The following is a 10,925-nucleotide window of genomic DNA, read 5'->3' on the forward strand; positions in this document are numbered from 1 at the left end:
GCTTTTTTTGAGTCATAACCTATAAGTAATTGACAAATTATGGGGGTTATGATAAACATTGAGATAGATAAAATATAGTCATCTTTTTTAAATGATTGTTACTATTTTCGCTTATGGTTTTAATAAAAGGAGAAGAAAAATGCGAAAAAAATTATTGTTTTTTGTGCTATGATTGTTATCCCAATAGTGATGATGGCAATTAACGTCATTCCAGCTCAAGCAACGACAGCAAATATTCCTGATGAGACTTTTAAAGCCTATCTCAATCAAAAACTCAATCAAAGTGACGATTCTGATATTGCTTTAGAACGGTTAGCAACTATAGAACAAATTGAACTTCCAGCTGGGGTCTCTGATCTTGAAGGGATACAATATTGTACTAACCTCACCTTTTTTAGAGATAATGGCAATGGACTTCCTTTAAATTATCAAAAAATTGGAGAGTGTGCATCGCTGACATTTTTAGCTTTCATGAATTGTGGGATAGAAGATATCAGTTTTATAGCTAATTTAACTAACTTAACCTATTTAAATTTTTGGAACAACGATATTTCAGATATTAGTGTTCTTAAAAATCTCAAATCGTTAACAACACTAGATCTCAGTCACAATCACATCATGGATATATCTCCTATTGCTAATTATGTTGATAACATGGCCAATTATTGCCATTTACACAGTCAAACTATCAATCTTACAGTAACCTGTGATAAAGAGGAAGACGGTTTTTGTGTCATAGAAAATCCAATTATTGGAATACACGGAGAACCTGTAGTACCTGATGGGATTGAACAAAATACTGCCACCTATGATGCTCAAACAAATACGTTTAAAATTGCCAAAGACAAAGAAAAATTCATTTTTTGTTTTCGTCAAAACACCAAAAATGAAAATCCTTTAAAAGATTTTGAAAATCTATATCAAGGTAATGTTTCTGTCACCATCAACCATCCCCTTCCAAATATCCTCAAAAACGTCTCACTTGCTACAACAGATGTTGTTTATACCTATGATGGAATGGAACAACCTGCTATGAAAGCACATTCTGTTGATGAAAACGGACACAATGTCAAAATTGACTACAGCCTTGATGGGATTAATTGGACTAACGATATTAATGAAATAACAGCAAAAAACACTTCTGATAGTAAAACAATCACTGTAAGAGCTCAAGTAGAGGGTGTCTACGAAGGTAGTATCATTCAAACACAAAAATTAGACATTGTAAAAAGAAAAATTATTTTAACATCAGAAAGTGCCCAAAAAAATGACGATGGTAAACCTCTTACCAATCCAAAGGTAACTATTAAAGGAGAAGGTTTTGCTGAAAACGAAGGAGCTAAATTTACTGTAACTGGAAGACAAAGTGGTCTTGGTATTTCTGATAATGAATTTACATATACTCTAAATGACAACACTCTAGCAGAAAATTATGATATTCAAATCATTTATGGAACACTTGAGGTGAAACCAGCTATTCATACAGTGACTTTCATTAATGGAGATAACACCTATGCAAGAGTTGAAGTCCAGGATGGAAAAACAATTGCTAGTGATGATTTAACAGAACAGAATATGCCAAATCAACCAACTAAAGATGGCTATACCTTCAAAGAATGGAATACTAGCGCAGATGGGAAAAAGATGAGTTTTACTGAAACAACCGTTGTTAACCAAGACTTAAGTGTTTACGCTATCTATAGCTTAAAAGCATCTCCTATCACTGAAGCACCTGTATTAAAAGTAAGAGATGCAAGTATTAACCAAGGAGAACAGCTAGACTTAATGACCCTTATAGTATCTGCTGAAGATACAATAGATGGTGATTTGACAAAATCTGTAGTCTTAGTTGATGACGGTAACTTTAAATCTGATAAAATAGGACAGTGCAAAATAACCTTTAGTGTCACAAATCGTTTAGGAGCAAGCACCACCAAAACTGCAACAGTAACAGTGATAAAAAAAGATGATTCTACTACAAAAACAACGCATCCGAAAAAAGAGAAAACAGACAATTCAAAATCATCAGAAAAGCTTCCAGAAACAGGTGAAAGTGATAACCAATCATTGTTGTTTGGAGTTTCTGGACTAATAATATTAACTTTAATGATTTTTAGAAAAAGAAATTTAACGCAATAAAAACAAGACAGCCAAAACTTTGAATTAATGACTTTATAAAAAAATAGTAAGAGTTTTTAATAAACAATAACAAAAAGCATCCTTGGGTGCTTTTTGTATTAAAGACTAGTTTATGATATAATAATTATAAGAAAGAGATTCTTGTTATTCTAGTAAATAATTTTATAAAAAATTTTAAATCATATCATAAATATGGTTTCATTTTATTGTTTCTTTACCTTACTTTACTATTGCTGTTAAAAAAATATTTTCAATTTATCCATCGTATTTTAGTGATTATTTGGAATATCTGCTTTATTTTACTAGCCATCCGTATCACTTATATCATTCTTAAGCAAACTTATTTTACGATGAGTCTATGCCCAAGAAACCACTAGTATTAGGGGGTGACTATATGTCTGAGCAAAAAATGAGCACTATTTTTAAATACCTGTATCGCATGGGAAAGCTCTCTAGCTTATTAGCTTTGCTATGCATTGCTATTGTTTGGTTAGGAAATTTTTCTGCTCCAGATATCATGTTTTCAGTGCTAATGATGTGCTTATTAGTTTTGCTATACATTGCTATTATTAGTCTTGGGATGCTAGCTATTTCAGTAGTCATCTACTCAGTTAAGATAAAAAATACTAAATATTTTGTTAAATATTCATTTCTATGTATTTTATTCCTCATATTTATCATTGAAATCTTAATAAAATTAACTAAATAAAATGATAATAATCCCATATTTAAGAATAAAAAGCACCAAAAGGTGCTTTTTATTCTTAAATCTAGAGAAGTTTTACGACTTTGTCAAATTGTTTTTGCTCAGTAATAATCATTAAAAAATCACCTCATATTAGCTAAAGACATGGCAAGCATTTTTAAAAATCTTGCTTTTCCTCTAGTTTTGTCAATTCCTTTTGACCTAACAACATAAAGTCTACAACACTTTGAGGTGCCTTGTATTTGTTGGACATTAAATGGAGTGATACCTCATGAGCAAGCCTAGCAATGACGTATCATCCTGATCTTTTTGATATTAAACAAAGGCTTTCAAAAAAATGTTATAAAGAGGCTTATCTTTTTTAACGTCAATGTCATTTAAAACCGCTGTAAAATATTTTTCATACGTCATACTACTATTAAACTCCTATTATTTCAAATAAAATTGACCACCATTGTTATACCACTAAAATCTTTTGACCCATAGTATGATATAATATTAGCAAGTTTAATTAACCTAACAGATTCAAACTAACTTCCATTCTATAAATGTTTATAACAACCCATTTCAAAGGCTCTCTAAAGCCTATTAAACCAACCATTACAAGACAAAGGAGACACATTATGGCAAAATACGGCTTTCTTTCCATTTTAGAAGAAGAGCTTGACAAAGCCTTTCACTATGACTATGCTATCAACTGGAATAAGAAAAATCATGCAATTGAGGTCAGTTTTATTCTTGAGGCACAAAATAGTTCTGGGGTTGAAACGATTGATGATGATGGTCAAATCGTTAGTGAAGATATTACTTTGGAGGATTTTATCTTATTTTACCAGCCTGATAAATCCCGTTTTGAAGAAACTGATTATCTTGTTACCATTCCCTATCATCCCAAAAAGGGGTTTTCTCGTGAATTTCTTGCCGTTTTCGCCAATCATCTCAATGAGGTAGCAACTGATGGCTTAAGTGATTTAATGGATTTTCTAGCCGATGACAGCCAGGAAGAATTTGTGATGGACTGGAAAAAAGAGTGTTTTGAGAAAGAGCTTGCTCAAATCACTGAAACCACTTTTTTCCCTTATCCTAGATATTAAGAGGTAATTATGGACAAGTGGCAAGAATTAAAAGTCATTAGCAATCGTGAGGCTCAAGAGATTATTTCTAATCTCCTCATCGAAGCCGGTAGTCAAGGGGTTGCAATTGAAGATAGTGCTGACTATTTAGGGCAGGTTGGTCGTTATGGTGAAATTTTTCCGAACATTAGTCAATCTGATGACGTGAGCATTACCGCTTACTACCCTGAAAATATAGCCATTGCTGAAGTGAAAGCCGAGCTAAAAAATTGTTTGGAAACTCTAAAAAAAGAGACCATTATCACTGGCGACTTCCGATTTGAAACAAAAGAATTAGCTGAAGAAGACTGGGCAGACCAGTGGAAAAAATACTATGAGCCAACAAGAATTACTCACGATTTAACCATCGTTCCCAGCTGGGCAGACTACCAAACAAGTAATAACGAAAAAATCATCAGACTTGATCCGGGAATGGCTTTTGGAACAGGTACCCATCCGACAACCAAGATGAGCTTATTTGCCTTGAGCCAAGTCATCCGAGGTGGAGAAACAGTCATTGATGTCGGCACAGGGTCTGGTGTTCTTTCAATCGCCAGTTCCCTACTAGGTGCAAAGGATATCCACGCCTACGACCTAGACGATGTTGCTGTCCGAGTGGCAAAAGAAAATATCGCCCTCAATACAAACACTGCCAATATTTCTGTTACCACTGGTGATCTCCTAAAAGGGATTGAAATTAAAGCCGATGTCATTGTCGCCAACATTCTTGCCGATATTCTAATCCATCTCACCGATGATGCCTATCAACTCGTTAAAGAAAATGGCTACCTCATCATGTCTGGCATCATTTCAGACAAATGGGAAATGGTTAAAACAGCTGCTGAAAAAGCCGGTTTCTTTTTAGAAACCCACATGATACAAGGAGAATGGCATGCTTGTGTCTTTAAAAAAACAAACGATAAAACAGGAGTAATGGGAGGCTAAATGCAACAGTATTTTATTAAGGGACTTCCTGTCACCACGCGTCTAATCATTAAAGACAAAGAAACAATTAAACACATGTTTTCAGTAATGAGACTGACAAATGATGAACAAGTCGTTCTGGTATTTGATGATGGTGTTAAACGTCTAGCACAAGTCTCCAATCGTGAGATTTACGAACTTGAAATTCTTGAAGAACTAGCAGAAAACGTAGAATTGCCGGTTGATGTGACGATTGCTTCGGGTTTTCCAAAAGGTGACAAGTTAGAGTGGATTGCTCAAAAAACCACCGAATTAGGAGCAAGTGCCATCTGGGGCTTTCCAGCTGATTGGTCCGTCGTCAAATGGGATGCCAAAAAATTGGTTAAGAAAACAGAGAAAATAGAAAAAATTGTTATCGGGGCTAGCGAACAAAGTAAACGCAATCGACTACCCGAAGTAGGATTGTTTGCTAGTCAATCTGACTTTTTAGCGCAATTTTCCCAATTTGACAAGGTTTTAATTGCTTACGAGGAATCAGCCAAGACTGGAGAAAAATCTCAACTGGCTAAAACCCTCTCTACTCTTAAAAAAGGTGAGAAAATCCTTTTTATCTTTGGACCAGAAGGTGGTTGGTCACCAGAAGAAATCAAAACCTTTCAGCAATATGGTGCCAATACTCTTGGACTAGGACCAAGAATCCTACGAACAGAAACAGCACCACTTTATGCTTTGAGCGCTATCAGTTATGCATTAGAACTTGATGATAAGTAGGGCATTGACTAATAATAAAAATCAAGAGGCTGGAACTTATGTTCCAGCCTCTTTCTTATTTAATATTGTTCATTAATTTTAAATAAAGTCTCTAAAGGATTACTTATCAATCATTTCACTTTTGATGTAAGCATCTACCAAACGCTCCGTTGCTTCCACCGAATCAATATGACTACGTTCATACGAATGGCTTGACTCTACCCCTGCACCGATAAGGGCATGTCTCACTTCTGCTCCTGCTCGCATCGCTGCCGAAGCATCGCTCCCATAGAAAGGATAAATATCTAGTTTATAAGGAATTTGCTTACTCTCAGCCAGTGCTACCATCTGTTGACGCAAGCCATAATGGTATGGTCCTGAGGCATCTTTAACACAGATTGAGACAGTGTATTCATCTGTTTGCTGGTCATCCCCCATTGCCCCCATATCAACCGCTAAATACTCAACAGTTTTTGCAGGAATACTTGAGTTGGCTCCATGACCTAATTCTTCAAAAGAACTAAAGTAAAAATGCGTCGTATAAGGCAAGGTTACTTGCTCTTTTTGATAAACCTTTAAGAGATTTAACAAAATAGCTGCTGAAATTTTATCATCCAAATGACGCGATTTGATAAAACCAGACTGGGTGACAATCGTTCTTGGATCAAAAGAGATAAAATCCCCAACCTCAATCCCTAAAGCACGTGTTTCTGCTTCATTGGTCACTTTTTCATCAAGACGAACTTCCATATTGGCTTGGTTACGCTCTGCGCTTCCTGCGTCTTTATATACATGAACACTAGTTTGATGCATTAAGATGGTACCAGAAATTACTTTACCATTTTTACTTACATGGACGCTACAATTTTCACCTTCAATCGCATTGTAAACAAAACCACCAATCAAATCCATCTTTAAACGCCCATCAGGTTTAATGGCACGAACCATTGCCCCCAACGTATCCAGATGAGCAGTTAACAAGCGATGTTTTTTATCATTTTCACCTGTTATGGTCACCATCAAGCCATCTTTTGGTGTTCTTTTAGCGGTATACCCCATTTTTTCCACCTCGGCTTGGACATAATCCATAATTTCAGTTGTATAGCCTGTTGGTGATGGAATAGCGGTTAATTTTTTAATATAGTTAACGGTTGGTGTCATTTTTTCTCCTTAAATTGTTTTTCCCTTATAGGTGAAGACCACGTTTGGAAACTCATTTTCGGTGTCTTTATCTGCCATAAAGGCACTAGCATCTTTTTTGATCTGAACAAGGTCAATTCCCTGTGTCTTAGCACCATAAACACAGCCACAATAACACTGTCGGTAGATATCATACTCTACACACATCTCAACAGAACGCCTATAGCCATTATTTTTCTTTAAATCGCTTGGTAAATATTGAGTTGTGTACAATTTTTGTACATCAATTCCCACTGCATTAATCACTTGTGAATTTTTGTGTGGGCTAATGGTTAAGGCACTACCAAAATAATCAAAACCAAGCTCGACAGCCTTTTGAGCAGTTTTATCTAGTCGGTAATCATAGCAAACTTTACATCTATCACCACCCTCGGGCTCATTTTCTAAACCACGAACGACTTGTTTAAACTCGTTGGGTTGATAAGGTGCTGATAAAAATTGCACTGACTCACCTGTTTTCGCATTAAAATCATGAACAAATTTTTTAGTCACATAAGCTCTTCTTTCATATTCAACCTTAGGGTGAATATTAGAATTAGCAAAATAAATGGTCACATCGCAGTATTGAGTCAGATATTCTAGTGTATATGTCCCGCATGGTGCACAACAAACATGCATCAAAACATTAGGACGTTGGCCTTTTTTTTGCCAATCTGCCACCATTTTTTGCATGACATGATCATAATTAATTTTTTGATTTGGATTAAGATTGTCCAAAATCTCCCGTAAATCGATCATAAGTTTTCCTTTAATATACTAATTTTTTCATCACTAGCTCCATCTATTATATCACATTGAAAGCACTTCGCCTATAGGCTATAATGGAACAAAACAGTGAGATATCAGCCTTTTTTGAAATTTTATTTCTCAAAACTTTTTATTTTCACCTTAAAAGTGATAAAATAGTACAATACAGAAAAAAAAATATATGAACATTCTTGTTCAATTAGTAAGGAAAATCATATGCCTAAAGAAAGAAATTATTCCGGCCAAGATGTAGTGGTCTTGGCTGCGACATATATTAATCAAAAAGATGTCGCTCTTGTGCAAAAAGCACTTGATTTTGCTACACAGGCACATGAGGGGCAATTCCGGAAATCAGGTGAACCCTACATCATTCATCCCATTCAAGTTGCAGCTATCTTAGCACAACTCCATTTGGATGCCACAACCGTAGCTTGTGGGTTTTTACATGACGTAGTAGAAGATACTGATTACACATTAGATGATTTAGAGGAAGCCTTTGGTAAAGATATTCGTATTATTGTTGACGGTGTAACCAAGTTAGGTAAAGTCAAATACCGTTCACATGAAGAACAATTAGCTGAAAATCACCAGAAAATGCTAATGGCTATGTCACAAGATATTCGTGTTATCTTAGTCAAACTGGCTGATCGTTTACATAATATGAGAACACTTAAACATCTAAGAAAAGATAAACAAGAACGTATTTCTCATGAAACTATGGAAATATACGCACCTCTTGCTCATCGTTTGGGAATTAGTAGAATCAAATGGGAGTTAGAAGATCTTGCTTTTCGTTATATCAACGAATATGAATTTTATAAAATTTCTCGAATGATGAGAGAAAAACGTAGAGAACGAGAAGCACTTGTGGATGATATTGTTCATAAAATAAACCAATACACAAAAGAACAAGGTCTTTTGGGTGATGTTTATGGTCGGCCAAAACATATTTATTCTATTTATCGAAAAATGCGTGACAAGAAAAAACGTTTTGAACAAATCTTTGATTTAATTGCAATTCGTTGTATCATGGAAACATCAAGCGATGTGTACGCTATGGTTGGTTATATTCATGAACTATGGCGTCCAATGCCAGGTCGCTTTAAAGACTATATCGCAGCACCTAAAGCCAATGGTTACCAATCCATTCACACAACTGTTTATGGACCAAAAGGACCCATTGAAATTCAAATTCGTACCAAAGAAATGCACAAAGTTGCCGAATATGGTATTGCTGCTCATTGGGCCTACAAAAAAGGAGTTAAAGAAAAAGTTAATTCTAAAAAAGCAACTTTTGGTATGCGATTAATCAAAGAAATTGTAGAATTACAAGATGATTCAGTAAATGCTAAAGATTTTGTCACTTCAGTCAAAGAGGATATTCTAGCAGAACGTATTTATGTCTTTACACCAAATGGTGCTGTTAAAGAATTACCAAAAGATTCCGGTCCGATTGATTTTGCTTATGCCATTCATACACAAGTTGGTGAAAAAGCAATTGGTGCCAAGGTCAATGGACGAATGATTCCACTGACTGCCAAATTAAAAACAGGTGATGTTGTTGAAATAGTGACAAACAGCAATTCCTTTGGACCTAGTCGTGACTGGATTAAGATTGTCAAAACCAATAAGGCTAGAAATAAGATTAGACAATTCTTTAAAAATCAAGATAAAGAACTTTCTATTAATAAAGGTCGCGAACTTCTTATCGAATGTCTCCAAGAACATGGTTATGTTGCCAATAAATTCCTTGATAAAAAACATATTGAAAACATTTTACCTAAAGTTAGTTATAGTAGTGAAGAGGCTCTTTACGCTGGCGTTGGATTTGGAGAAGTTAGTGCCCTCAGTATTTTCAATAAATTAACTGAAAAAGAGCGCCGCAAGGAAGAAAAAGCTAAAGCAGCAGCTGAAGCTAATGAACTTCTTAAAGGTGGAGAAATTAAACATGAACAAAAACCATCACAAACTCTTAAAGTGAAAAGTGAAGATGGGGTGATTGTTCAAGGAGAATCTGGTCTTTTGATGAGAATTGCAAAATGTTGTAATCCAATTCCTGGAGATGATATTGCAGGCTATATCACTAAAGGCAGAGGAATTGCCATACACCGTTCGGACTGCCAAAATCTCAAAAGTCAAGAAAACTATGAACAACGTCTCATTGAAGTCGAATGGGATATGGCAAATGCTAACAAAGAATATCTTGCTGAGATTGATATTTATGGGCTAAATCGTGGTGGAGTCTTAAATGATATCTTACAAACGTTGTCAAACAATACCAAAAATATTACCTCAGTAAATGCACAACCAACTAAAGATATGAAATTTGCTAATATTCATATTGCTTTTGCTGTCAGCAATCTCACTGCACTAACAACAGTAGTTGATAAAGTAAAAAGCATACCAGATGTCTATTCTGTGAAAAGAACAAATGGGTAAAAAAATGAAAATTATTATACAACGTGTTAAAAAAGCGTCAGTTTCTGTTAAAGAAAAAACCATTGCCAAAATCAATGCTGGTTTTCTCCTATTAGTTGGAGTTGGTCCAGAAGATTCTCAAGAAGATATTGATTATGCTGTTCGAAAAATCATCAATATGCGTATATTTGCCGATGAAAATGATAAGATGAATTTTGCCATTCAAGACATCAAAGGAAGTGTTCTATCTATTTCACAGTTTACACTGTTTGCAAGTACCAAAAAAGGTAATCGTCCCTCCTTTACACAAGCAGCTAAACCTGAACATGCTAATAAAATCTACCAAGAATTTAATCAGAAACTTTCAGAATTTGTTAGTGTTAAAGAAGGTCTTTTTGGAGAAGATATGCAAATATCACTCATTAATGATGGACCTGTAACCATTATTTTAGATACTAAAAACAAATAAACCGCCTTCCCATCAAAAACCAGTTTACTGTATAAGCTGGTCTTTGACACAATAAAACCCTCTGTCATTATTGACAGAGGGTTTTTCTAGTAATAACTAGGAAAATGACTAGTTGTTAACATAGCGTCTATAAGTAAAGAAACCTGCAAACCCTGTTACTACTAATCCTATTAAACTAAAGAGTAGAGTTGATGACTCTCCTGTTTTTGGTAATGGTTTTTCTGGACGATGGACATTGGTAATGTCATAGCCCTTAATGACTGTAGTATAGCCTTTAACAGCATCTTCTGATAAACTATACTCAATTTTCTTACCATTCTCATACTCAGGAAGATTCTCAAAGCTATAAGACCACTTGTCTTTAGCTGTCACTACTAAATGTTTCACTTCTTTCCCATTCGCATAAAGACGAACAGTAATAGACGCTGGTCTTAAACCATCTTTATTGTCAGCGTCATCC

10 protein-coding genes are annotated in these 10,925 nt (G+C 35.1%); 7 read left to right on the forward strand and 3 right to left on the reverse strand.

What is annotated here, in order from left to right:
* The first annotated feature begins 192 nt into the window (after positions 1-192).
* The 5 genes from A3I1_RS08260 to A3I1_RS0106210 all read left to right on the forward strand — a co-directional run bounded on the left by A3I1_RS08260 (position 193) and on the right by A3I1_RS0106210 (position 5,652).
* The gene (locus A3I1_RS08260) at positions 193-2,139 is read left to right on the forward strand and encodes a leucine-rich repeat domain-containing protein (RefSeq protein ID WP_169332637.1); all 1,947 of its coding nucleotides are present in this window, start codon (positions 193-195) and stop codon (positions 2,137-2,139) included.
* A gap of 394 nt (positions 2,140-2,533) precedes the next feature.
* The gene (locus tag A3I1_RS0106190; RefSeq protein ID WP_018370416.1) at positions 2,534-2,848 is read left to right on the forward strand and encodes a hypothetical protein; all 315 of its coding nucleotides are present in this window, start codon (positions 2,534-2,536) and stop codon (positions 2,846-2,848) included.
* A 620-nt stretch (positions 2,849-3,468) separates the two neighbouring features.
* Positions 3,469-3,939, forward strand: a complete 471-nt coding sequence (locus A3I1_RS0106200; protein WP_018370419.1) for a DUF3013 family protein — start codon at positions 3,469-3,471, stop codon at positions 3,937-3,939.
* 9 nt (positions 3,940-3,948) lie between these two features.
* Positions 3,949-4,902 carry a 50S ribosomal protein L11 methyltransferase gene (gene prmA / locus A3I1_RS0106205; RefSeq protein ID WP_018370420.1) on the forward strand — a complete coding sequence of 318 codons (954 nt, stop codon included), beginning with the start codon at positions 3,949-3,951 and terminating at the stop codon, positions 4,900-4,902.
* Positions 4,903-5,652, forward strand: a complete 750-nt coding sequence (locus A3I1_RS0106210; RefSeq protein WP_018370421.1) for a 16S rRNA (uracil(1498)-N(3))-methyltransferase — start codon at positions 4,903-4,905, stop codon at positions 5,650-5,652.
* 99 nt (positions 5,653-5,751) lie between these two features.
* Here the strand turns inward: A3I1_RS0106210 and A3I1_RS0106215 are convergent, their stop codons facing one another.
* Both A3I1_RS0106215 and A3I1_RS0106220 read right to left on the reverse strand, forming a co-directional pair.
* Positions 5,752-6,792: a M42 family metallopeptidase gene (locus tag A3I1_RS0106215; RefSeq protein ID WP_018370422.1), complete on the reverse strand. Its 1,041-nt coding sequence runs from the start codon at positions 6,790-6,792 to the stop codon at positions 5,752-5,754.
* A 9-nt stretch (positions 6,793-6,801) separates the two neighbouring features.
* Positions 6,802-7,569 (reverse strand): epoxyqueuosine reductase QueH, encoded by a 768-nt coding sequence (locus tag A3I1_RS0106220; protein WP_018370423.1) that lies wholly within the window; start codon positions 7,567-7,569, stop codon positions 6,802-6,804.
* A gap of 225 nt (positions 7,570-7,794) precedes the next feature.
* Here A3I1_RS0106220 and A3I1_RS0106225 point away from each other — a divergent pair, with 225 nt between their 5' ends.
* Together A3I1_RS0106225 and dtd are read left to right on the forward strand one after the other, a co-directional pair.
* Positions 7,795-10,017, forward strand: a complete 2,223-nt coding sequence (locus A3I1_RS0106225) for a RelA/SpoT family protein (RefSeq protein ID WP_018370424.1) — start codon at positions 7,795-7,797, stop codon at positions 10,015-10,017.
* Positions 10,018-10,021: 4 nt separating this feature from the next.
* Complete coding sequence (gene dtd / locus A3I1_RS0106230; RefSeq protein WP_026216793.1) at positions 10,022-10,465, forward strand: D-aminoacyl-tRNA deacylase; 444 nt, start codon at positions 10,022-10,024, stop codon at positions 10,463-10,465.
* Between the two features lie 108 nt (positions 10,466-10,573).
* Here the strand turns inward: dtd and A3I1_RS08000 are convergent.
* Positions 10,574-10,925: Cna B-type domain-containing protein (locus A3I1_RS08000; RefSeq protein ID WP_018369884.1), on the reverse strand; the 352-nt coding region annotated here is incomplete at its 5' end.

Source organism: Streptococcus marimammalium DSM 18627 (assembly GCF_000380045.1).
Taxonomy (GTDB): Bacteria; Bacillota; Bacilli; order Lactobacillales; family Streptococcaceae; genus Streptococcus; species Streptococcus marimammalium.